This is a genomic window from Streptomyces rubellomurinus (assembly GCF_000961885.1).
In the GTDB taxonomy this organism is placed as follows: Bacteria; Actinomycetota; Actinomycetes; order Streptomycetales; family Streptomycetaceae; genus Kitasatospora; species Kitasatospora rubellomurina.
The window spans coordinates 58,202-80,533 of the sequence record NZ_JZKH01000010.1 but is presented as its reverse complement, the minus strand read 5'-3'; the positions used below and the strand labels follow the sequence as shown (position 1 = coordinate 80,533).

Below are 22,332 nucleotides of genomic sequence, written 5' to 3'. Positions count from 1 at the left end.
CGGGCGGCACCCGTACGGCGCCCCGTCCGGCAGGACACGCCCGGGGGCCGACGCCCCGTCAGTCCCGCAGCCCACCCCTGGTGGCGGCCCCACCCGGGCACCCATAGCGTCGATTCGGCCGCACCCACCGGCCGTCACCGCCCGCTCACACGGCGTCCACGACGAGGCTCGCCGGAAAGACAGGTCACCACACATGCCCACGCGACGGGTCCACCTCCTCGCCGCGGCCACCGCCGCCGCCACCGCCCTGACCACCGTCCTCGCCACCCTGACCGCCGCCGCCCCGGCGCACGCCGCCGCCGAAGGTACCCTGCACCTCGTCCAACCCGGCGAGTCCGTCCAGCAGGTCGTCGACGCCGCCCGCCCCGGCGACACCGTCCAGCTGATGCCCGGCACCTACGCGGGCAGCGTGCGCATCACCACCCCCGGCCTCACCCTGCGCGGCGCCGGCCCGACCACCGTGATCACCCCGGGGACGGGCACCGAGAACGCCTGCGCCGCCGCCGGGCACGGCGTCTGCGTGGACGGCACCGAGCAGGCCCCGCTGGCCGGCGTCACGGTCGAGGCCCTGGCCGTCACCGGCTTCCGCAAGAACGGCATCGACGCGAGCGGCACCACCGGTCTGACCGTCCGGTCGACCTACGTCCACGACAACGCCCAGCAGGGCATCAGCCAGGAGATGTCCACCCGGGCCACGATCATCGACAACCGCTCCGTCGACAACGGCCAGTCCGGCGTCTTCCTCGCCAACTACGCCTACCGCGAGGGCGGGGCGCCCGACACCGGCGGCACCGTCGTCGAGGGCAACGACCTGCGCGGCAACCGGGTCGGCGTCACCGTCCGCCGGCTGCGCGGCCTGGCCGTCCAGGACAACAAGATGAGCGGCAACTGCGCCGGCGTCTTCGTGGTCGGCGACGAGGGCGTGCCGCGCGCCGGGGACCTCGACGTCCGCCGCAACCGGGTCGTCGCCAACAACAAGTTCTGCCCGGCCAACCCCCGGCTCGGCGCCATCCAGGGCGCCGGCATCGTGCTCACCGGCACCGAGGACACGCGGGTCACCGACAACGAGGTCCACGACAACCGCGGCAGCTCCGACTTCTCCGGCGGCATCGTCCTCTTCAAGAGCGCGGTCGGCGTCCCCAACACCCGGGCGACCGTCACCGGCAACCACCTGAGCGGCAACGCCCCGGCCGACCTCGCCGACCGCGACAGCGGCGCCGGCAACGTCTTCGCCCGCAACACCTGCTCGGTCTCCGAGCCGTCCGGCCTCTGCTGACCCGCGCCCACCGCCCGCCCGCTCCCGACGCCCGCCGCCCCCCTCACCGCGAAGGACCGCCATGACCACCGCCCCCGCCAACCCCCAGGCCGCGATGCGGCTGCGCGAACTCGTCTTCGGCGCCGCCTGCGCCGCCGCCGTCCGCGCCGCCGCCCGGCTCGGTGTCGCCGACGCGCTCGACGACACCCCGGCCACCGTCGACGAACTCGCCGCCGCCCTCGACACCGAACCCCGCGCGCTGCGCCGCCTGCTGCGCGCCCTCACCTGCTACGGCATCTTCGCCGAGACCGCCGGCGACCGCTTCGAGCACACCGAGATGTCCCGCCTGCTGCGCGAGGACGCGCCCAACTCGCTGCGCTACATCTCCCTCTGGTGCACCGAGCCGTGGACCTGGGAGGCCTGGCCGATGCTCGACGAGGCCGTCCGCTCCGGCCGCAACGTCTTCCCCGAGCTGTTCGGCAAGGAGTTCTTCGACTACCTGCACAGCGAGGGCGGCGACTCGGCCAGGGTCTTCGACAAGGCGATGACCACCTCCAGCCGGCAGTCCGCCCGGGACTTCGCCGACTACCTCGACCTCACCGGCATCGACACGGTGGTCGACATCGGCGGCGGCCAGGGCCACGTCCTCGCCAGCCTGTTGGAGAAGCACCCGGCCCTGCACGGCACCCTGCTCGACCTGCCCAAGGTCGTGGCCGGCGCCGACCCCCGGCTGCGCGACGGCGGCGCCCTCGCCGACCGCGCCCGCCTGGTGCCGGGCGACTGCCGGGTGGACATCCCGGTGCGCGCCGACCTCTACATCATCAAGAACATCCTGGAGTGGGACGACGACAGCACCCGCCGCACCCTCGCCAACGTCGTCGCCGCCGCCCGCCCCGGCGCCCGCGTGGTCGTCGTCGAGAACCTCGTCGACGACAGCCCCTCGATGCGCTTCACCACCGCGATGGACCTCATGCTGATGCTCAACGTCGGGGGCGCCAAGCACTCCGAGGCCAGCATGGTCCGCCTGATGACCGAGGCCGGCCTGACCGTCACCGAGGTCCGCCCGGTCAACCCCTACCTCCACGCCTTCGAGGCCACCGTCCGCTGACGCCCGCACGCACCGCGCCCAACGGCCGCCGCTCCCCGACTCGACGGGGCGGCGGCCGTTGGTGTGCCCCGCTCAGGCCTTGTGGGAGGACTCCAGGTGGGCGAAGACGACCACGTTGTCCAGGTAGTCGCGCTTCTGCTTGTCGTACGTGCCGCCGCAGGTGATCAGGCGCAGCTGGGCGTCGGGGGTCTTGCCGTAGACCCTCTGGTCGGGGAAGGCGTTCTTGGCGAAGGTCTCCACCGAGTCGACCGAGAAGACGGCGACGGTGCCGTCCGCACGGCTCACCTCGACCTTGTTGCCCGGCAGCAGCAGGCTCAGCAGCAGGAACACCGCCGGGCCCTTGCTGGTGTCGATGTGCCCGGCCACGACGGCGCTGCCGCGCTCGCCGGGGGTGACGCCGTCGCGGTACCAGCCGACCAGGTTCTTGTCGTCCGGCGGCGGCGCGTCCAGCTGGCCGGTGGGGCCGAGAGCGAGCTCGGTGAACGGCGCGTCGACGGCGATCTGGGGGATGCGCAGCCGGGTCGGCTTGGCGCGCTTGAGCACCGGCGCGCCGGGCGCGGCGGCCGGGGCGGCCGGGGAGGGGGGCGGGGACGCAGCCGCGGTGGCGGCCGGGGGAGCGGCTGGGGCGGCCGCCGGGTCGCCGGCCGGCGTGGTGTCCACCGAGTTGTAGATCAGCAGCAGGCCGACCGCTGCCGCGCCCATGCCGGCGCGCAGCAAGCGGGGCATTCCGGGACCGGCCATCGTTCACCCTTCCGGGACGGCCCGCCGCCCCCGGTGCGCCCCGGCAGCGGGGGCGCCCAGAGGCGGCGGAGGAGGTGGGGGAGCAGTCAGAGGGCGGCGGAGGTGCGGCGGCCGCGGCGCAGGGCGAAGGCGCCGGCGCCGAGGCCGCCGAGCAGCAGGACGGCGCCGGAGGCGAGCCCGCCGCCGGACAGGGCCAGGCCGCCGCCGCCGGTGTGCACGCCGCCGTGCGGGGCCTTGTGCTCCTCCTCCTTGGCCTCGGTGCCCTTGCCCTCCAGGCCCTTGCTCTCCGTGCCCTTGCCTTCGGTGCCCTTGCTCTCGGTGCCCTTGTGCTCGGTGCCCTTGCTCTCGGAGCCCTTGTGCTCCTCGGTCGGGGCGGCGGGCTTCTTGTCGTCGGTGGTCTTGGGGGCGTCGGCGGGCTTGTCCGTCTTCTCCTGCCAGGTGAGGTTCTTGCCCTGGTCGGCGGAGCCGTCGGCGAAGGCCATGGGGGCTCCGGCGGTGAGGACGGCGGCGACGGCGGCTCCGGCGAGCAGCGTGCGTGCAGAACGCATGAGGATGATCCTTCCGGCGCACGGGCCGCGACCGCCGACAGGGTGCCGGTCGAGGGGAGTCGCGGGGAGGGGCGCCTGATCCACCGTCATCCACCGTGCGGCCGCCTGCCACCGGAGCGTGGCGGCGCCGCCACGGTCGGTGCGCCCTTCGGGTGGAGTCCCGGGTGTGTTCACCCGGGTGCCCCGGCGATCCGGGTGATGCCGGGTTACACCGCCCGCGACGGCCGCGACGGCCGCGACGCCCGCGCGGGCCCCGCGCGCACCTGGGCCCGCCCCCGGCGCACGGCCGGGGGCGGGCCCATGGAGGACACGGTGACGCGTGGTGCGTCAGCGGTCCCAGCGGTAGAACTCGCGCGCCATCGCGTCCTTCGGCTCGCGCCAGGTGGCCGGGTCGTAGGCCTGGACGAAGGCGGTGAGGCGGTCGCTGACGCTCCGGAACTCCGGGTGTCCGGTGACCTTGGCGACGGCCGGCCCCGGCGGGCGGTCGGCCTCGATGAGGTGCAGGTAGACGTCGCCGAACTGGAAGAGGCTGCGCCCGGTGACGCCGATCAGGTGCGGCAGTTCGCCCCGGTCGGAGTCGGCGAACACCTCGGCGATGTCGGGGGCCGCCTCGGGCTTCATCCGGGCGACGATCAGGGCGCGGTGGATCCCGCCTCCGGTTCCGGTCATCGCTCGGCCGCCCGCTTCTCGACCTTCTCCCGGATCAGCTGCATCTGGATCCGGGAGTTCTTGTTGATGTGGTTGACCATGCCGTTGTCGTCGACCGGCGCGGTGGGCTTCATCGCGAAGTCCTGGATCCAGCGCATCTTCGTCCCGGCCGGGACTTCGGCGTATTCCCAGCGGATGTCCATGAACTCGAACGGGCCGGGTTCGACCCGGCGGGCGCGCACCGCCAGCGAGGGCCGGTCGGTGGTGCGCTCGGAGACCCAGCTCCACACGTTGCCGTTCTCGTCGGGGTGCATGGTGAGCCGGAAGCGGACGCTGTCGCCGGTGCGCTCCAGCACCTCCACGGAGGCGTACTCGCTGAACAGGTCCGGCCAGTTCTCCAGGTCGTTGGTCATCTCCCAGACCAGGTCGAGCGGAGCGTTGATGACGATCTCGTTGTCGGTGTGTCCGGGCATCTCAGGCGCCTGCCTTCGCGGAGAGGGAGGAGTTGACCAGCTGGAGGAACTCGGCCGGGGTCTTGGCGGATTCGGCGCCGGTGGTGACCTTGAGGCCGTGCCGGTTCTCCAACTCGCCGACGACGCCGAGGAGTCCGAGCGAGTCCACGCCGAAGTCGTCGAAGTGGGCGCCGGGTTGTTCGAGGTCGGCCGGGGTGATGCTGACGCCGGCCCGGGCCTGGATCAGGTCCGCCAGCTCGGGGTAGCTGAGGGTGTTGCTCACGGGGTGTCCCTTCGGGGAGCGTTGTCCGGAGAGGTCAGGGCCGTTCGCCGCGCCGGAGCACCAGCGCGGAGTTGGAGCCCATCAGGCCGCGGCTGAGCACCAGGGCGGTGCGCAGCTCGGCCGGCCGGGCGCGGCCGGTGACCAGGGCGAGGTCGTGGCAGACCTCGGTGACATTGGGGGTGGGCGGCAGGACGCCGTCCTCCATGGCCAGCACGGCGGCCGCCACGTCCAGCATCGGCGCGCCGCAGTAGGCGCGCCCGGTACCGGTCTTGGGCGCCGTGACCGGCACCCGTTCGGCGGCCGGGCCGAGCGCGTCGGCCAGCGCCAGGGCCTCGGCCCGGTCGGCGGCCGGCACGCCGAGGGCGTCCGCGAAGACCACGTCGATCTCCTCGGGCGCGATCCTGGCCTGGTCCAGCGCGGCCCGGACGGCGGCGGCCAGGCCGTCCCGGGACTCCTCCCAGCGGGAGGCGCCGGTGAAGGTGGCGCCGTGCCCGGCCAGGTGGGCCCGGACGGTGGCGCCGCGGCGGCGGGCCGCCTGCTCGTCCTCCAGCAGCAGCATCGCCCCGCCCTCGGCGGGCGAGAAGCCGCAGGCCTGCGCGGTGAACGGCAGGTAGGCCGCCTCGGGCCGCTCGGCGAGGCTCAGTTCGGGGTAGCCGAGCTGGCAGACCATCGAGTACGGCGCCAGCGGGGCCTCGGCGGCGCCGACCACCACCGCGTCGGTGCCGCGCCCGATCGAGCGGGCGGCGTGCGCGAGCGCGTCCAGGCCGCCGGCCTCGTCGCTGGCGACGACCGCGCACGGGCCCTTGTAGCCGCCGCGGATCGAGATCTGGCCGGTGCTGGCCGCGTAGAACCACGCGATGGACTGGTACGGGCCGACGAACCTCGGCCCCTGGCCCCAGAGTTGCTGCAGCTCGCGCTGGCCGAACTCGCCGCCGCCGGAGCCGGCCGCGGTCACCACGCCGACCGCGTAGGGCTGTTCGGGGTCGGGCGTGAAGCGGGCGTCCGCGACGGCGAGGTCGGCGGCGGCCATCGCGTAGTGCGTGAACCGGTCGGTCTGCACGAGGTAGCGGCTGTCGATCACCGCCTGCGGGTCGAAGTCCCGTACCTCGCCCGCGACTTTGAGCGGCAGGCCGCCGCAGCCCTCGCGGGATATCCGGTCGAGGACGCTCACGCCCTGCCTGGTGGCCTTCCAGAAGGCGTCGGCCCCGACACCGTTCGGCGCCACCACGCCGAGGCCGGTGACCACGGCCCGGCGGCCCTGCTGACGTGACGTCATGGAACTCACCCCGTTCTGTTGAGCACGACGGCGGACTGGAAGCCGCCGAATCCGCTGCCGACCGAGAGGATGTGGCTCAGCGGCAGCTCGCGCGCGGTGCGCGGCACGTAGTCGAGGTCGCACTCCGGGTCCGGAGTCTCGTAGTTGGCGGTCGGCGGCACCACGTTGTGGGCGAGCGCCAGGGTGCAGGCGACCACCTCCAGGGCGCCGATCGCGCCGAGCGAGTGCCCGACCATCGACTTGATCGAGCTCATCGGCGTCTCGTAGGCGTGTCCGCCGAGCGAGCGCTTGACCGCCGCGGTCTCGTGGCGGTCGTTCTGCTTGGTGCCCGAGCCGTGCGCGTTGACGTAGTCGACGTCGGTGCGGTTCACCCGGGCGTGGTCGAGGGCGTGGTCGATCGCCCGGGACATCTCCAGCCCCTCGGTGGTGAGGCCGGTCATGTGGTAGGCGTTGCCGAAGGTGGCGAAGCCGGCGAGCTCGCCGTAGATCCGGGCGCCGCGGCGGCGGGCGTGCTCCAGTTCCTCCAGCACCAGGACGGCGCCGCCCTCGCCGAGCACGAAGCCGTCCCGGTGGGCGTCGAAGGGGCGGGAGGCGTGCTGCGGGTCGTCGTTGCGCTCGCTGGTGGCCTTGATGGCGTCGAAGCAGGCGACGGTGATCGGCGAGATGGGGGAGTCGGAGGCGCCGGCGACGCAGATGTCGGCGCGCCCCTCCTCGACGGCCTGGAAGCCGTAGCCGATCGCGTCCAGGCCGGAGGTGCAGCCGGTGGAGACGGTCTGCACCGGGCCGTGCGCGCCGACCCGTTCGGCGACGGTGGAGGCCAGCGTGCTGGGCGCGAAGGCCCGGTGCAGCTGCGGCTCGGCGTGCCGGTGGTCGACGTCCCAGCGGGCGCCGTGCGCGCTGACCAGGGCGTAGTCGTGCTCCAGCCGGGTGGTGCCGCCGACCGCCGTGCCGAGCGAGACGGCGATCCGCCACGGGTCCTCGGCGCTCAGGTCCAGGCCCGCGTCGGCGATCGCCTCGTCCGCCGCGACCATCGCGAACTGCACGTAGCGGTCCGCCCGTTGGACCTCGTCCGGGCCGAGCCCGTGGGCCGCCGGGTCGAAGTCGACCTCGGCGGCGATCCGGGACCGGAATCCGGCGGGGTCGAAGAGCGTGATGCCCCGGGTGGCGGTGCGGCCGGCGGTGAGGAGCTCCCAGAACGCCGGAACCCCGACCCCGCCGGGCGCGACCACCCCGATCCCGGTGACGGCGACGCGCCGTGTCACGAGGCGACCTTCGCGGGTTCCGGCGGGCCGGCGGCGTCGGCCTCCTCGGTGGTCACGTGGCCGAGGTCGGGGCGCGGGGCGAGCGGGCCGCAGTGGAAGACCATCCGGGCCTCGGTGGCGCCGACGTTGCGGAAGCGGTGGCGCACGTTGATCGGGATCATCAGGCCCTGCTCGGGCTTGAGCGGGTAGGTCTTCCCGTCGAGGTCGACCTCCAGGTCGCCGCAGATGACGAACACGAACTCCTCGGAGTACGGGTGGTAGTGCTCGTTGATCCGCTCGCCCGGCCGGACGATGGCCAGGCCCATGAAGCCGCTGGTCGCGCCGCAGCTCGGCGGGGTGAGCATGGTGCGCAGTTCGGCTCCGTGGCGGCGGTTCTCCGGTGCCTCGTGGACGGAGACGATCCGTGGGAACGGCGTGGTGGTCATGGTGTGCTGCCTCCGATGGGTCGGGGTGTCGTCAGGATTCCTGCGCGCTGCGGTCGGTGAGCGGGCTCATGGCGCGCGCGGCGAGCAGCGCGCTCAGGCCGGCGACGGTGCGCAGGTCCCCGTGCGGGCCGAGGTCGAGCAGCGCGCCGAGCGCGGCGGCCTCCCGCTCGCCGGCGACGCCGAGCGCGGCCACCGGGTCGGCCTCGGCCGGCACCCGGAGGTCGACCAGGCGCACCACCACGTCGTCCCGGTGGAAGACGGTGCTCGCCGCGACCGGGCCGGTCGGGTCGGCGGTGGCCAGGTTGTCGTAGGTGGCCAGCAGTTCGGCGACGGCCGGCCCGCAGCCCGGCCGGACGGGGTACAGCACGGCGTGCCGGTGCAGCCGCCCGGAGCAGGGGGCGCTGGCGATGGCCTGGTGCCGGGCGGGCAGCGCGGCCTTGGCGAAGAAGGCGCGCGCGGACTGCGGGTCGCCCAGCTGCCGGGCCTCCTCCAGGTGCGGGTTGAGCGCCTCCTCGACGGCCCGTACCTCGGGCTGCATCGCGACGTGCCGCAGCGCGTCGCCGAGGCTGCCCTCCACCTCGACGGCCCGCACCACCCGGTTGCCGTGCAGGAACAGCGAGGTGCGGCGCAGCCGGGTGTGCTCGTCCACCTCGGCCTTGGGCGAGGCGTAGCCGGACAGGATGCGGGCCACCTCGGGCTCGCTGCCGGGCTTGACGGTGAAGGTGAGCGCGTGGCGGACGACGCCGTCCGGGCCCGGGTCGGCCTTCGGCGGGCCGGCCTGCCCGGCGGCGGGTTCGGTGCGCGGCAGCCCGGGCGGGACCTCCATCGGGGCGCGGGTGCCGGTGGAACCGGCCGCCGAGGTCTCGCGCAGCACGGCGTAGCGCAGGGAGCGGAAGTTGTCGCTGACGCAGCCGTGCATCGGCTTGACCATCTCGCGGTGGGCGGGGCTGTCCACCCACTCCAGGAAGGTCTCCTGGTCCCGCCACTCGCTGGTGATCAGCCACTGGCGCGGGTCGTTGATCGACTGGCACAGCTGGTCGCTGACGTGGCCGGGCACCGAGGCGACCTGATGCCGCAGCTGCTCGTAGACGTCGAGGAAGCGCTGCTGGGCGCCGTCCTGGATCTCCAGCATCAGCACCACCCTCAGCCGGGAGTCGTTGTCGTCGGAGGGCTGTTTCCGCTGCGGTTCGGACAGGGTAGTCATGATCCACTTTCTGCTCTCGGCCACACCGGCCCGGGCGATCGGCGCCAGGCCTGAGGTCGATCGTCATCGGCCGCTCGGCGAGCCCGCGAGATTTGCGGGCCATCCGGGCGAAGGGGCGGCACAACGGCGGCCGGGCGGGGGATGGAGAACCGGGGCCCCGGCCGTGCGGGCCCGTCGAGGGCGGCGCCGAGCCGATTCGCCGCGCCGCGGAATCCCCCTACAGGGCGGAGCAATTGATGAATCCGAAGGTCGACGACCGGGTGCCGGTCCTGATCGTGGGCGGCTCGCTGGTCGGGCTGTCCGCCTCGCTGTTCCTCGGGCGGCTGGGCGTCAGGCACCTGCTGGTCGAGAAGCACGCCGACACCTCGCACCACCCGCGCGGCCGGGGCAACAACGTCCGCACCATGGAGCTCTACCGGACGGCCGGGATCGAGCCCGCGATCCGCGCGGCGGCCTCGGTGCTGGCCCGCAACCACGGCATCCTGCAGGCGCCCTCGCTGACCGGCGAGGAGCAGGAGTGGCTGTTCCGGGAGATCGACCCGGGCGGGCGGCTGGCCCGGTTCAGCCCCACCGCCTGGTGCCTGTGCAGTCAGAACGACCTGGAGCCGGTGCTGCTGCAGGCGGCCCGCGACCTGGGCGGGGACGTCCGCTTCGGCACCGAGCTGGTCTCCTTCGAGCAGGACGCGGACGGCGTCACCTCACTGCTGCGCAGCCGGGAGAGCGGCGAGGAGCGGGTGGTGCGCTCCGAGTACCTGGTCGCGGCGGACGGCCCGCGCAGCCCGGCCCGCGAGCGCCTGGGCATCGGGCAGAGCGGCAAGGGCGAGCTGTTCCACAACGTCAGCATCACCTTCCGCGCCAAGCGGCTGGCCGAGGTGGTCGGCGACCGGCACTTCATCGCCTGCTACCTGACCAACCCGGAGGCGGACGGCGCGCTGCTGCCGGTGGACAACCAGGAGGAGTGGGTCTTCCACGCGCCCTGGCACCCGGAGCACGGCGAGCCGCTGGAGGCCTTCACCGACGAGCGCTGCGAGCGGCACATCCGCACCGCGGTCGGCCTGCCGGAGCTGGACGTGGAGGTGACCGGCCGGGCGCCCTGGCACGCGGCCGAGCGGGTCGCCGAGCGGTACGGCGTCGGGCGGGTCTTCCTGGCCGGGGACGCGGCGCACGAGATGTCCCCGACCGGCGCGTTCGGCTCCAACACCGGCATCCAGGACGCCCACAACCTGGCCTGGAAGCTGGCCGCCGTGCTGTGCGGCTGGGCCGGCCCGGGCCTGCTGGAGACGTACGGGCAGGAGCGGCTGCCGGTCGCCCGGGTGACCGGCGAGCGCGCGTCGGCCCGCTCGGCCGAGCACAGCCACCCGGGCTACGCGGTGGTGCCGGGGGTGGGCCGGCAGGCCGGGGTGCTGGCGGTGGCGCTCGGCTACCGCTACCCGGTCGGCGCGGTGGCCGGCACCGACCCGGCGGGGCCGGTCGTCCCGGACGCCTTCGAGTCGGCGGGCGAGCCGGGCAGCCGGGCCCCGCACCAGTGGCTCCTGCGGGCCGGCGTGCGGCTGTCCACGCTGGACCTGTACGAGCAGGCGATGGTGCTGCTCACCGGGCCGGGCGGCGCCGACTGGCAGCAGGGCGCCCGGCGGGCCGCCGACCGGCTGGCCGTCCCGCTGGACGCCTACCGGATCGGCTCCGGCGCCGAGGACGACCTGGCACCCGAGCCGGGCGCCGACTTCGCCGAGCTGCACGGCCTCGGCCCGCAGGGCGCCGTGCTGGTGCGCCCGGACGGCTTCGTCGCCTGGCGCTCGCCCGGCCCGGCGCGGGACGCGGAGGCCGAGGTGGCGGCGGCGCTGCGGACGGTGCTGAGCCTGTAGGGCCGGCATGCGCGGACGGGCCCGCCGGTCGTGATGACCGGCGGGCCCGTCCGCGTGTCAGGCATCGGTGATGATCAGTGTCCGCCCGCGTCGACCACCTCCACGTCGGCGATCTCGCGCTCGATCTCCTCGGCCGGCAGGGCGACCTGGATCGCCCAGTAGTAGATGGCGAGGGAGAACACGACCACGATGCCCATGTCGGCCCACAGCGGGATCCGGCCGGCGCCGTTGCCGAAGCCGCCCTGCCAGGAGATCAGGCCGAGGCCCAGCAGGTAGACCGGCAGCCACTGGGCGGCCTTCCAGTTCAGCCGCGGCGCGTTCGGCAGGCGCTTGATGATCGCGTACGCGGCGTAGCTGCCGAGCAGGCCGTAGCCGAGGGCGATCGCGATGCCCAGGCGGAGCAGGGTGTCCCAGCCGGCCCAGTAGATGATCAGGCTGGCGACCGCGAAGGCGACCGGGGAGATCAGCCCGCCCAGCGGCAGCCGGTAGGAGCGCTCGCGGTCCGGCAGGCGGCGGCGCAGCGCGCCGAAGGCCAGCGGGGCGCCGGCGTACATCAGCACGCTGGCGGAGGTGATGAAGTTGACCAGCTGCTGCCAGCTCGGGAAGGGCAGGAAGCAGACCACGCCGGTGACGAAGGAGAGGATCAGGCCGACCCACGGCACGCCGTTCTTGTCCAGCTGCTCGAACTTCTGCGGCGCGTAGCCGTTGCGGCTCAGGCCGTAGGAGATGCGCGAGGTGGAGGTGGTGTAGATCAGGCCGGTGCCGCCGGGGGAGATCACCGCGTCGACCTTGAGCACGTAGTACAGCCAGCCGAGGCCGACCAGGGTGGCCAGACCGGCGAAGGGGCCGTCGATGCCGGGGAAGTCGAGCTTGTCCCAGCCGTTGGCGAAGGCGGTGACCGGCAGCGCGCCGATGAAGACGACCTGCAGCAGGGTGTAGATCACCGTGCCGATGGCGACGGAGCCGAGCACGGCCCGGGGGATGTCGCGCTTGGGGTTGCGGCTCTCACCGGCGATCTGGATGGCCTGCTCGAAGCCGAGCAGGGCGAAGATGATGCCGCTGGTGCTGATCGCGGCGAGGACGCCCTTGGCGCCGAACGGGGCGAAGCCGTGCGAGGTGAAGTTGGAGCCGTGGAAGCTGGTGATCGCCAGCATGAAGATCGTGAGCAGAGGAACGAAGATCTTCAGCCAGGTGGCGATGCTGTTGGTCCGGGCGAGGACCTTCACGCCGAGGAAATTGACCGCGACGAACACGGCCATCAGCAGGGTTGCGGCGATGAATCCGCTGGTGGTGAGGGTTTTGTCGGCGTTCTGCAGACCGCCGAACCCGGGTACGTCCTTGGCGTACCCGATCATGGCCTCGACCTCGATCGGCGCCACGGTGGCCGCCTGGAGCCAGGAGAACCAGCCGAAGGACATGCCCGCCAGGCCGCCGAAGGCGTAGTGCGGGTAGCGGGCGGTGCCGCCGGCGACCGGGAAGAGCCCGCCGAGCTCGGCGTGGACGAGCGCGAGCAGCACGATCGCGACGGCGCCGATGCCCCAGGAGATGACGGCTGCGGGCCCGGCGGCGGTGACGGCGCTCTTGGCGCCGAAGAGCCAGCCGGAGCCGATGATCGAGCCGACCGAGGCCCACATGAGGCCGACGAGGCCGACGTGGCGCTTGAGCGACCGGTGGGTGGTCGCGCCGGTGCCGGTGCTCTGGCCGGGCGGCGAGATCTGGTTGAGGGAAGCCATGGGCGATCTCTCTGTGTGTGGGGGCTCCGGGGTGGGCGGAGCTCGGAGAGTTGCCACACAGTAGGGCTATTCATAGGCCTCTGCACAGATTCCATTGCTGAATGTTTACTTTCTTTTCCCGACATTCTCCCAGGTAGGGGGCACCCCGCTTTCCGGGTTATTACGTGACCGACCAGTAGGTTCAGCATTTGAGCGGCAATTGAGCTTCGGTCGCCGGTCGGGCACCATTGGTGCCTGCTCCGGTTCATGGGAATGGCGGCGACCGCATAGCGATGCGGCGCGGCCGGTCCGGGCGCGGCCGCCGGCCGGTCCACCCGGGCGGGCGCGCTGTGGTCGCCGGTGCCGCGCGGCCGTGCTGTCCTGGGCCGCATGACCACAACGCTGCGCGCCCGGGCGGCCCTCGCGGCCGCCGTCACCGCCGTCATAGCCCTCGCCGCCGCGACCCCGGCCGCGGCGGCGCCAGACCGCCTCCGCGACGTCACCGCCGAACAGTGCCGGGCCGCCGGCGGGCAGGTGCAGGGCAGCGGCTACTGCGTGGGCGGGGAGGGGGAGGACGCCTGGGGCCAGCCGATCGACGGGCAGGGCGTCAACCCGAACCCCCGCCCCGGCTACGAGGACTGATCCCTCGTCAGTTCACCGGGCGCAGCGTCACCGGCCCCGGGGTGAGGGTGCGCAGCACCAGGTCGATCCGGACGCTGGCCGCGCCCGCGCGGTGCAGCGCCGCCGCCACCGCCCGTAACTCCGCCGGCCCGGTGCAGGCCAGGCGCAGCTCCAGGTCGGCGTCCCCGGCGAGCGCCAGGCCGCCGCGGACGGCCGGGAACTCCGCCGCCAGCCGGTCGAAGTCCAGCGGGAGCGGCCCGTAGCTGACCCGGGCGACGGCGTGCAGCGGCCGGGCCGGCTCGGGCTCCGGCTCCCGGCCGCCCGGGACCAGGTGGAGGGCGGTCACCGGGCCTGCAACTGCGCGGCCGGTCCGGCGGGGGCGAGCGGGGCGGGCGGCGCCGCCGCGACGGGCGGGGCGACCAGGCGCGGGTCCAGCACCAGGGTGTCCACGCCGAGCGGCGCGGTCAGGTCGCGCAGCGCGGGCTCGGCGAGCTCGGTGTACGGCTGGTCCGGGCCGAGCAGGGCGGCCAGGGCCTCGGGGGTGGAGAAGCCGACCGCGCAGCGGCGGCCGTCGCGCAGGCGGAACAGGCGGAGGGCGGAGGTGCTTCCGGTGCCGGAGGCGGTGACCGGAACGTGCCAGAGGACGCGGGCCATGCGAGTGCTCCCGAGTGGGGTGGTGGTGCCTGTCGGAACTGCTTCCGAGTCGACGCTAGGCCTGCCCGGGCCGGCCGTCGCCGGTCCTGACGCAGCGTTGACCTGATGGGGTGATGTGTTGACGCACTCCTGACGCCGGGGTCCCTCGAATGGACTACACCACTCCTTATCCTTCCCTAAACGCACCTACTGAGTGCTATCTTGTGTGCGGATAGGGAAGCCTTGGAGGGTGGCCGCAGGTGGCGCAGTACTACTCGGTGGAACAGGTGGCCGAGCTCCTCGGCCTGCACGTGCGCACCGTCCGGGGCTACATCCGCGACGGGCGGCTCGCCGCCACCCGGATCGGCAAGCAGTACCGGATCGCCCAGGTCGACCTGGAGGCGCTCACCGGCGCCCCGGTCGCCCCCGCCCGGCGGCGCGCCGAGGTGTCCGCCGTCGTCCGGATCGAGGACGTCGACCGCGCCGAGGCCGACCGGCTCAGCACCGCCGTCCTCGCCGCCGTCGCCGGCCCGCGCGACGGCGGCCGCCCGCTGCACGTCGAAGCCGTCCACGACCCGCAGGGCCGCACGCTGCGGCTGATCCTCCTCGGCGACCCGGCCGACACCGCCGCACTGCTCGCCATCGTCCACACCTTCAGCTGAGGAAGAACGTGATGACCGACGTGACCGACCGCCCGACCGTCCTGCGGCTGCCCGCCGAGGGCGCGCCGATCCGCACCGAGCAGGACGCCATGGACGTCATCGGCGACGCCTTCGGCCACGGCGCCACCTGGGTCGTCGCCCCCGTCGCCCGGCTGCACCCGGACTTCTTCGCGCTGCGCACCCGCGTCGCCGGCGGCATCGTGCAGAAGTTCGTCAACTACCGCGTCGGCCTGGTCGTGCTCGGCGACATCGCCGAGCAGATCGCCGCCTCCGACGCCCTGCGCGACTTCGTCCGGGAGAGCAACCGCGGCCGGCAGCTCTGGTTCCTCACCGACGAGGAGGAGTTGGCGGCCCGGCTGACCTCGGTCTGAGCCCGCCCGGCTTGCCGCGGCGGGCGCCCCGGGGGACGGTGGAGCCGGCCGTGCTCGCGCCCCCCGGGGCGCCCGGCGCGCGCTCCGGGGCGGGGGGAGGTGGAGCGAGAGGCCCGGGACGAGATATCTTGACGTCAAGACGTTGGAGACGTGAAGCGGAGTACCGATGACTGACTCGACCATCATCTATACGCACACCGACGAGGCTCCGGCCCTGGCGACCTACTCGTTCCTGCCGGTGGTCCAGGCGTACGCCAAGACGGCGGGCGTGCGGGTGGAGACCCGTGACATCTCCCTGGCCGGGCGCATCATCGCCAGCTTCCCGGAGCGTCTGACCGAGGCCCAGCGGATCGGCGACGCCCTCGCCGAGCTGGGCGAGCTGGCCAAGACCCCGGCCGCCAACATCATCAAGCTGCCGAACATCTCGGCCTCCGTGCCGCAGCTGAAGGCCGCCATCGCCGAGCTGCAGGCCCAGGGCTACGACCTGCCGGACTACCCGGACGCCCCGCAGAGCGACGAGGAGAAGGACGCCCGCGCCCGCTACGACAAGGTCAAGGGCAGCGCCGTCAACCCCGTCCTGCGCGAGGGCAACTCCGACCGCCGCGCGCCGCTGTCGGTCAAGAACTACGCCAAGACCCACCCGCACCGGATGGGCGCCTGGACGGCCGACTCCAAGACCAACGTCGCCACCATGGCCGACAACGACTTCGCGAGCACCGAGAAGTCCACCGTGATCGGCGCCGACGGCGCCCTGCGCATCGAGCTGGTCGGCCAGGACGGCACCACCACCGTGCTGCGCGAGAGCGTCCCGGTGCTGGCCGGCGAGGTCGTCGACGCCTCCGTGATGCGCGCCGCCGCCCTGAACGAGTTCCTGGCCGCGCAGGTCGCCCGCGCCAAGGCCGAGGGCGTGCTGTTCTCGGTGCACCTCAAGGCCACCATGATGAAGGTCTCCGACCCGATCATCTTCGGCCACGTCGTGCGCGCCTTCTTCCCGAAGACCTTCGCCCAGTACGGCGAGGTGCTCGTCGCCGCCGGCCTGAACCCGAACAACGGCCTCGGCGGCATCCTGGCCGGCCTCGACGCGCTGGCCGACGGCGCCGAGATCAAGGCCTCCTTCGAGGCCGAGCTGGCCGAGGGCCCGGCCCTCGCCATGGTCGACTCCGACAAGGGCATCACCAACCTGCACGTGCCGAGCGACGTCATCGTCGACGCCTCGATGCCGGCCATGATCCGCACCTCCGGCCACATGTGGGGCCCGGACGGCAAGGAGGCCGACACCCTGGCCGTCCTCCCGGACCACAGCTACGCGGGCGTGTACCAGGCCGTCATCGACGACTGCCGCGCCAACGGCGCCCTGGACCCGGCCACCATCGGCTCGGTGCCGAACGTCGGCCTGATGGCCCAGGCGGCCGAGGAGTACGGCTCCCACGACAAGACCTTCGAGATCCCGGCCGCCGGCACCGTCCGCCTGGTCGACGCCGAGGGCAACGTCGTCCTGGAGCAGGCCGTCCAGCCCGGCGACATCTTCCGCGCCTGCCAGACCAAGGACGCGCCGATCCAGGACTGGGTCAAGCTGGCCGTCACCCGCGCCCGCGCCACCGGCGACCCGGCCGTCTTCTGGCTGGACCCGCAGCGCGCCCACGACGCCGTGCTGATCGAGAAGGTCGAGCGGTACCTGCCGGAGCACGACACCACCGGCCTGCAGATCGAGATCAAGTCCCCGGTCGAGGCCACCACGTTCTCGCTGGAGCGCATCCGCCGCGGTGAGAACACCATCTCGGTCACCGGCAACGTGCTGCGCGACTACCTGACCGACCTGTTCCCGATCCTGGAGCTGGGCACCAGCGCCAAGATGCTGTCGGTCGTCCCGCTGATGGCGGGCGGCGGCCTGTTCGAGACCGGCGCCGGCGGCTCCGCCCCGAAGCACGTCCAGCAGCTCGTCAAGGAGAACTACCTGCGCTGGGACAGCCTGGGCGAGTTCTTCGCGCTGGCCGCCAGCTTCGAGCACCTGGCCACCACCGCGGGCAACGCCCGCGCCAAGGTGCTGGCCGACACCCTGGACCGCGCCACCGGCACCTTCCTCAACGAGGACAAGTCGCCGAGCCGCCGCCTCGGTGGCATCGACAACCGCGGCAGCCACTTCTACCTGGCCATGTACTGGGCCCAGGAGCTGGCCGAGCAGACCGAGGACGCCGAGCTGGCGCAGGCCTTCGCCGGCCTCGCCGAGGCGCTGACCGGCCAGGAGCAGGCCATCGTGGACGAGCTCATCGCCGTCCAGGGCTCGCCGGTCGACCTCGGCGGCTACTACCAGCCGGACCCGGCCAAGGCCGCCGCCGTGATGCGCCCGTCCAAGACCTTCAACGAGGCGCTCGCCAACCTCGGCTGAAACCGGTCGAGTTGAGCTGACACAGGCCCCGGGTCCGATGGCGGACCCGGGGCCTGCGGCGTGTTCAGGCGTGTTCAGGCGTGGTCAGGCGTCGGCCTTCGGGCGGCGGCCGAGCAGGCCGTACTCGAGGAGCATCCACGGGTGCACGATCCAGGACGGCACGGCGACGATCAGGCAGCCGAGGGCGAGCAGGAGGCACAGGCCGATCCTGATCGGGTGGTGCTCGGCCACCTCGCCGGTCTTGCCGTCCGCCCACACCTGCTCCCGGTAACCGTCCGGGTGGTCGCCGTTCGGGGAGCGGCGGACCTGCTCCCAGTCCCGGCCGGCCGCCGTCCAGCGGTAGGTGCAGCTGTAGAGGTCGTCCAAGCCGATCGTGCCCCGGTCCGTGTCGATCGGCTGCGAGCCGGAGACGTAGCAGCCGCTCAGTGTGGCCGTCACCGCCTGGCTGGTGCGCCTCCACTCCCGGATGTCGCTGGTCGCGGACGCCACCGCGCCGACACCGACCAGCGTCGGCAGGAGCAGGAACACCACGACGACCCCCACGGCGTCGGCCAGGACGTCCCGCCGCCGGAACGGCACGGCGGCGACGCCGCAGGCCAGCACGGCCGCCCCCAGGGCCAAGGCGTAGGCGGACCGCACCCCCCGGTCGTCGGCCAGCCACTGCCAGACGGCCAGCCCGCCCACCACCGTGGCGACCACGGTCGCCACCAGGGCCACCGGCACGCAGGCCCGCTGCAGCGTGCTCCACTCGCCCCGGGTCCGGTCCGTCGGTCCGCCAGTTGGTCCGCCAGTCGGTCGGTACGTCACAGAGCCCCCCTCCGCGCTCGGTTCCGTTCTCAAACTAATGCAGCGGCGCGAGGCGATCCAGAGGTCCGTGCGGCGGCCGCGGGATCAGGCCAGTGCCAGCAGCACCCCGCCGCCGGCCAGCAGCACGAGCGCGGCGCCGTTGGCCCGGGGCCAGGCCAGCGCGGTGCCCACCGCCTCGCGCAGCAGCGCGTACGGGCCGTGCGCGAGCAGGCCGTCCGCGCCGAGCACCGGGCCGGGGGCGCCGGCCCGGCGGGCGGCGAGGGCGGAGCGGACGGCGTGGAAGCCGCTGGTGACCACCGTGCAGCGGTAGCCGGGTCGCTCGGCGGCCATCAGGGCGGCGCTGAAGCGCAGGTTCTCGGCGGTGTTCACGGCCCGCTCCTCGCGCCGCACGCGCCCGGCCGGGACGCCGCGGGCGATCAGGTAGCGGGCCATCGCGGCCGCCTCGGTGCACTCCTCGTGCGGGCCCTTCCCGCCGGTCACCAGCAGCAGCGGCGCGTGCCCGGCGGCCTCCTCGGCGGCTAGGCGTTCCAGCGCGGCGTCCAGCCGGGCCGCCAGCGCCGGGCCGGGCTCGCAGCCGTCCAGCGCCGCGCCCAGCACCACCAGGTAGTCGGCGCCCTCCGGCAGCGCCCGGCGCCGCTGGCGCAGCGCGCAGCCGAGGAAGCCGAGCAGCCAGAGCAGGACGTAGCCGGTGAGCAGGAGGGCGGGCAGGAGCAGGACGTGCATGTCTGGTCGAACGCGTACGACAGGACCCCCGTTCCTGGGGCGGAACGGGGGTCCTGCGGGGTGGGCCCGGCGGGGCTCAGCCCGCGTCGGCAGCCGGGGCGGCCGGGGCCGGGCGCTGGCCGCGCTTGTCGAGCGAGGCCAGGTAGGCGTTGTACGCCTCCAGCTCGGCGTCGCCGCTGCGGTCCTCGGCCCGGTCGCGCCGCCGGGCCTGCCGCTGTTCGGAGCCCATCCACTGGTACACCAGGGCGACCAGCACGATCGCGGTCGGGATCTCGCCGAAGGCCCAGGTGATCCCGCCGGCCAGCTTCTGGTCCTCCAGCAGGTTCGTCCCGGGCGGCGCGCCGTCCACCGTGAAGGTGGTCACCAGCGGGTGGCTGGCCATCATCACGGCGACGCCGAAGAACGCGTGGAACGGCATCCCCATGAACAGCTCGATGATCCGCATCACGTGGCCGGGCCGGTGCGGGCCCGGGTCCACGCCCATGATCGGCCAGAAGAACGCCAGGCCGGTGGCCAGGAAGTGCACCATCATGAAGATGTGCCCGGCGCGGTACTGCATCAGGAAGTCGAAGATCGGGGTGAAGTAGACCCCGTACAGGCTCGCGATGAACAGCGGGATGGTGAACGCGGGGTGCGAGACCACCCGGACGTACCGGCTGTGCAGCAGCGCCACCAGCAGCTCGCGCGGGCCGCGCGGACGCCCCTTGCCGGCCGGGCGCAGCGCGCGCAGCGACAGCGTGATCGGCGCGCCGAGCAGCAGCAGGATCGGCGTCAGCATGGACAGCACCATGTGCTGGATCATGTGCGCGCTGAACAGCACCATGCCGTAGTCGTTCAGCCCGGTGCAGGTGACCAGCAGCATCGAGCCGACGCCCGCCGCCCAGGCGACCACCCGGCCGACCGGCCACTTGTCGCCGCGCCGGTACAGCCGGACGGCGGCGGCCAGGTAGAGGCCGAGGGCGACCAGCCCGCCGAGCAGGAAGACCCAGTCGGGGGACCACGTCCAGACGTTGTCGAAGGTGAACGGGCCTAGCCGGGTCATCCCGCCGTGGTGGTGCATGCCTGACATTCCGTCGCCCATCGGCGGGTCCTGCTTTCCGTCCTCGTGGCCCCACGGATGGGTCCGGTTCGCCCGTTTTGCTTGGCCTACAGCCTAGGCGGGCCTTACCCCGGCCGGTGCCCCCACCCCCTCCGTACGGGTTCCCGGGGGCGGGGCCGGTGCCGCCCGGCACGCCGGCCGGCCGCCGCGCGGAAAAGCGCTTGAACCTGACACCGGTGTCAACTCCTACCGTGAATGAGCCGCGGACGCGGCATCCACGAAGGGGGAAGAGCGATGAGCGAGCTGACCGGCAAGGTGGCCCTGGTGACCGGCGGCAGCCGGGGGATCGGCGCCGCGGTGGCGAAGCGGCTGGCGGCCGAGGGCGCGGCGGTGGCGCTGACCTACGTACGGGCCGAGGAGCAGGCCCGCGCGGTGGTCAAGGAGATCGAGGCGGCCGGCGGCCGGGCCGTCGCCGTCCGGGCCGACCTCGCCGAGGCGGGGGCCGCGGAGCGGGCGGTGGAGACGGCCGTGCGGGAGCTGGGCCGGCTCGACATCCTGGTGAACAACGCCGGCTTCCTCACCTACGGCCCGCTGGCCGAGGTGACCGTCGAGGAGCTGGACCGGGTGCTCGCCGTCGACATCCGCTCGGTGTTCCTCGCGGCCCAGGCCGCCGCCCGGCACCTGGGCGAGGGCGGGCGGATCATCAGCATCGGGTCCTGCTTCAACGGGCGCGTCCCCGGCGCGAACTTCGTGCTGCAGGCGACCGCCAAGACCGCCCTCACCGGGCTGACCAAGGGCCTGGCCCGGGAGCTCGGCCCGCGCGGGATCACCGCCACCATCGTCGACCCGGGCCCGATCGACACCGACATGAACCCGGCCGACGGCGACTCCGCGGACTTCCAGCGCTCGCTCACCGCGCTGGGGACGTACGGGCAGGCCGAGGACATCGCGGCCGCCGTGGCCTTCCTGGCCGGCCCCGGCGGTCGCTACGTCACCGGCACCGCCCTCGCCGTGGACGGCGGCTACACCGCCTGAGGCCCGACCCCCGCCCCGGCGAGACCAGGAGTCCGCCGGGGCGGGGGTCCCGTCGTGTCCGCCCCCGGGCGGTCACTGGCTCCCGGGGTGGTCACCGGCTCCCGGGGTGGTCACCGGGCGGCCGGGGCCCCGGATCGACGGCGACCCGGGGGAGCGCCTCGGGGTGGTGCGCGCAGATGTGGCTGACCAGGTGCTCGCGCAGCTCGCAGCGGAGCGAGAACGCGTCGGCGGCATCGGCGGCGGTGGCCAGCAGCCGGACCACGATCGTGCTCGGGGTGGTGTCGACGACCTGCAGGGCGCTGCCCTGGCCGTCCCAGAGCGGGTGGTCGGCCAGGAACGCCTCGAACTCCTTGCGCAGCAGCGGGACGGGGGCCCGGTGGTCGAGGTGGAGGAACGCGGTGCCGGTGATCCGGCTGGAGCGGCGGGACCAGTTCTCGAAGGGGCGGCTCGCGAAGTAGGACATCGGCATGACCAGGCGCCGCTGGTCCCAGGTGGCGATCACCACCGCGGTGAGGGTGATCTCCTCGACGGTGCCCCACTCGCCGGAGACCACGACGACGTCGCCGATCCGGACGAGGTCGCCGAACGCCAGCTGCACCCCGGCGAACAGGTTGGCGAGGACGCTCTGCGCGGCGATGCCCGCGACCACGCCGACCAGGCCCGCTGAGGCGATCAGGCTGGTGCCGATGCCGCGTACGGACGGGAAGGTCAGGAGCATCGCCCCGAGCGCGACGATCGCGATGACCGCCTGGCAGATCCGGCCGAGCAGGCCGGCCTGGGTGCGGGCGCGTCCGGCGGAGGACGGGTCGCGGCGGTGGACGGCGAGCCGGACGGCGCCCTCCACGACGAGCCCGACGACCCGGGCGCCGACCCACCCGCCGGAGGCGATCGCCAGCAGGACCAGGGCGTGGTGCAGCCGGTCCCGGGTCTGCGGCGAACCGCCGACCCAGGGCTGCGCGGCGAGCGCCAGCGAGGCGGCGACCAGGGCGAGCAGCGGGCGCCGGCAGCCGTGCAGCAGGTCCGGCGTCCCGTTGCCGGGCCGCCGGGCGGCGAGCCTGCCGACCAGCCGTTCGGCGACCCGGTCCAGCACGCAGGTGGTCAGCGCCACCCCCACGCCGGCCAGGAGCAATCGGATCAGCATCCACCACACGTTCGTTCTCCTTCCTCGGCCCCGGCAGCCGGGCCGGTCCCGGGTCCGCCGTTTTCCCGTTCGGCGGGATCCATGCCTGCCGGGCGCATACCTGGCCGGGATCGGGGCAGTCGGGCCCCGCGGGCCGTC

At 73.8% G+C, this 22,332-nt stretch carries 24 protein-coding genes; 8 read left to right on the top strand and 16 right to left on the bottom strand.

Features of this window, described 5'->3' with window-relative positions; genetic code table 11:
- The first annotated feature begins 193 nt into the window (after positions 1–193).
- Both VM95_RS07635 and VM95_RS07630 read left to right on the top strand, forming a co-directional pair.
- Complete coding sequence (locus VM95_RS07635) at positions 194–1,276, top strand: right-handed parallel beta-helix repeat-containing protein (protein ID WP_045693283.1); 1,083 nt, start codon at positions 194–196, stop codon at positions 1,274–1,276.
- A 61-nt stretch (positions 1,277–1,337) separates the two neighbouring features.
- Positions 1,338–2,363: a methyltransferase gene (locus VM95_RS07630; RefSeq protein WP_045693282.1), complete on the top strand. Its 1,026-nt coding sequence runs from the start codon at positions 1,338–1,340 to the stop codon at positions 2,361–2,363.
- A gap of 72 nt (positions 2,364–2,435) precedes the next feature.
- Here VM95_RS07630 and VM95_RS07625 read toward each other — a convergent pair whose 3' ends face one another.
- The 9 genes from VM95_RS07625 to VM95_RS07585 all read right to left on the bottom strand — a co-directional run bounded on the left by VM95_RS07625 (position 2,436) and on the right by VM95_RS07585 (position 9,202).
- Positions 2,436–3,104 (bottom strand): class F sortase, encoded by a 669-nt coding sequence (locus tag VM95_RS07625; protein ID WP_045693281.1) that lies wholly within the window; start codon positions 3,102–3,104, stop codon positions 2,436–2,438.
- 86 nt (positions 3,105–3,190) lie between these two features.
- Complete coding sequence (locus VM95_RS07620; protein WP_045693280.1) at positions 3,191–3,652, bottom strand: hypothetical protein; 462 nt, start codon at positions 3,650–3,652, stop codon at positions 3,191–3,193.
- A gap of 327 nt (positions 3,653–3,979) precedes the next feature.
- Complete coding sequence (locus VM95_RS07615; protein WP_045693338.1) at positions 3,980–4,300, bottom strand: TcmI family type II polyketide cyclase; 321 nt, start codon at positions 4,298–4,300, stop codon at positions 3,980–3,982.
- A gap of 17 nt (positions 4,301–4,317) precedes the next feature.
- Entirely contained in the window at positions 4,318–4,773 is a 456-nt protein-coding gene (locus VM95_RS07610) for an SRPBCC family protein (protein ID WP_045693279.1), read from the bottom strand.
- 1 nt (position 4,774) lies between these two features.
- Positions 4,775–5,035, bottom strand: a complete 261-nt coding sequence (locus tag VM95_RS07605; protein WP_045693278.1) for an acyl carrier protein — start codon at positions 5,033–5,035, stop codon at positions 4,775–4,777.
- A 34-nt stretch (positions 5,036–5,069) separates the two neighbouring features.
- Positions 5,070–6,311, bottom strand: coding sequence for a beta-ketoacyl synthase N-terminal-like domain-containing protein (locus VM95_RS07600; RefSeq protein ID WP_045693277.1), 1,242 nt, complete (start codon positions 6,309–6,311; stop codon positions 5,070–5,072).
- 5 nt (positions 6,312–6,316) lie between these two features.
- Complete coding sequence (locus VM95_RS07595) at positions 6,317–7,573, bottom strand: beta-ketoacyl-[acyl-carrier-protein] synthase family protein (RefSeq protein WP_045693276.1); 1,257 nt, start codon at positions 7,571–7,573, stop codon at positions 6,317–6,319.
- The gene (locus VM95_RS07590; protein ID WP_045693275.1) at positions 7,570–7,998 is read right to left on the bottom strand and encodes a cupin domain-containing protein; all 429 of its coding nucleotides are present in this window, start codon (positions 7,996–7,998) and stop codon (positions 7,570–7,572) included. Before VM95_RS07590 ends, VM95_RS07595 begins: the two co-directional genes overlap by 4 nt.
- Positions 7,999–8,029: 31 nt before the next feature.
- Complete coding sequence (locus VM95_RS07585; protein WP_045693274.1) at positions 8,030–9,202, bottom strand: SchA/CurD-like domain-containing protein; 1,173 nt, start codon at positions 9,200–9,202, stop codon at positions 8,030–8,032.
- A 236-nt stretch (positions 9,203–9,438) separates the two neighbouring features.
- On the opposite strand from VM95_RS07585, the gene VM95_RS07580 reads away from it, so the two are divergent.
- Positions 9,439–11,064 (top strand): FAD-dependent oxidoreductase, encoded by a 1,626-nt coding sequence (locus VM95_RS07580; RefSeq protein ID WP_045693273.1) that lies wholly within the window; start codon positions 9,439–9,441, stop codon positions 11,062–11,064.
- A gap of 74 nt (positions 11,065–11,138) precedes the next feature.
- Here VM95_RS07580 and VM95_RS07575 read toward each other — a convergent pair whose 3' ends face one another.
- A complete protein-coding gene (locus tag VM95_RS07575) occupies positions 11,139–12,797 on the bottom strand; it encodes an APC family permease (RefSeq protein ID WP_045693272.1) in 1,659 nt (552 codons plus the stop codon).
- Between the two features lie 369 nt (positions 12,798–13,166).
- On the opposite strand from VM95_RS07575, the gene VM95_RS07570 reads away from it, so the two are divergent.
- Complete coding sequence (locus VM95_RS07570) at positions 13,167–13,418, top strand: hypothetical protein (protein ID WP_045693271.1); 252 nt, start codon at positions 13,167–13,169, stop codon at positions 13,416–13,418.
- Positions 13,419–13,425: 7 nt separating this feature from the next.
- Here VM95_RS07570 and VM95_RS07565 read toward each other — a convergent pair whose 3' ends face one another.
- Both VM95_RS07565 and VM95_RS07560 read right to left on the bottom strand, forming a co-directional pair.
- Complete coding sequence (locus tag VM95_RS07565; RefSeq protein ID WP_045693270.1) at positions 13,426–13,743, bottom strand: hypothetical protein; 318 nt, start codon at positions 13,741–13,743, stop codon at positions 13,426–13,428.
- Positions 13,740–14,051 carry an SAV_915 family protein gene (locus VM95_RS07560; RefSeq protein WP_045693269.1) on the bottom strand — a complete coding sequence of 104 codons (312 nt, stop codon included), beginning with the start codon at positions 14,049–14,051 and terminating at the stop codon, positions 13,740–13,742. Before VM95_RS07560 ends, VM95_RS07565 begins: the two co-directional genes overlap by 4 nt.
- Before the next feature lie 239 nt (positions 14,052–14,290).
- Between VM95_RS07560 and VM95_RS07555 the strand changes: the two genes are divergently transcribed.
- The 3 genes from VM95_RS07555 to VM95_RS07545 all read left to right on the top strand — a co-directional run bounded on the left by VM95_RS07555 (position 14,291) and on the right by VM95_RS07545 (position 17,449).
- On the top strand, positions 14,291–14,692 hold the full coding sequence (locus VM95_RS07555; protein ID WP_045693268.1) for a helix-turn-helix domain-containing protein: 402 nt from the start codon (positions 14,291–14,293) through the stop codon (positions 14,690–14,692).
- Between the two features lie 11 nt (positions 14,693–14,703).
- A complete protein-coding gene (locus VM95_RS07550; protein WP_045693267.1) occupies positions 14,704–15,063 on the top strand; it encodes a DUF4180 domain-containing protein in 360 nt (119 codons plus the stop codon).
- 166 nt (positions 15,064–15,229) lie between these two features.
- Complete coding sequence (locus tag VM95_RS07545; protein ID WP_045693266.1) at positions 15,230–17,449, top strand: NADP-dependent isocitrate dehydrogenase; 2,220 nt, start codon at positions 15,230–15,232, stop codon at positions 17,447–17,449.
- 84 nt (positions 17,450–17,533) lie between these two features.
- Here the strand turns inward: VM95_RS07545 and VM95_RS07540 are convergent, their stop codons facing one another.
- The 3 genes from VM95_RS07540 to VM95_RS07530 all read right to left on the bottom strand — a co-directional run bounded on the left by VM95_RS07540 (position 17,534) and on the right by VM95_RS07530 (position 20,039).
- Complete coding sequence (locus VM95_RS07540) at positions 17,534–18,256, bottom strand: hypothetical protein (protein ID WP_157882007.1); 723 nt, start codon at positions 18,254–18,256, stop codon at positions 17,534–17,536.
- Between the two features lie 84 nt (positions 18,257–18,340).
- Positions 18,341–18,979 (bottom strand): YdcF family protein, encoded by a 639-nt coding sequence (locus VM95_RS07535; RefSeq protein ID WP_052707189.1) that lies wholly within the window; start codon positions 18,977–18,979, stop codon positions 18,341–18,343.
- A 76-nt stretch (positions 18,980–19,055) separates the two neighbouring features.
- The gene (locus VM95_RS07530; RefSeq protein WP_045693264.1) at positions 19,056–20,039 is read right to left on the bottom strand and encodes a cytochrome c oxidase assembly protein; all 984 of its coding nucleotides are present in this window, start codon (positions 20,037–20,039) and stop codon (positions 19,056–19,058) included.
- 273 nt (positions 20,040–20,312) lie between these two features.
- Between VM95_RS07530 and VM95_RS07525 the strand changes: the two genes are divergently transcribed.
- On the top strand, positions 20,313–21,053 hold the full coding sequence (locus tag VM95_RS07525; RefSeq protein ID WP_045693263.1) for a 3-oxoacyl-ACP reductase family protein: 741 nt from the start codon (positions 20,313–20,315) through the stop codon (positions 21,051–21,053).
- Between the two features lie 91 nt (positions 21,054–21,144).
- Here VM95_RS07525 and VM95_RS07520 read toward each other — a convergent pair whose 3' ends face one another.
- Positions 21,145–22,194, bottom strand: a complete 1,050-nt coding sequence (locus VM95_RS07520; protein WP_045693332.1) for a mechanosensitive ion channel family protein — start codon at positions 22,192–22,194, stop codon at positions 21,145–21,147.
- Positions 22,195–22,332 lie beyond the last annotated feature (138 nt).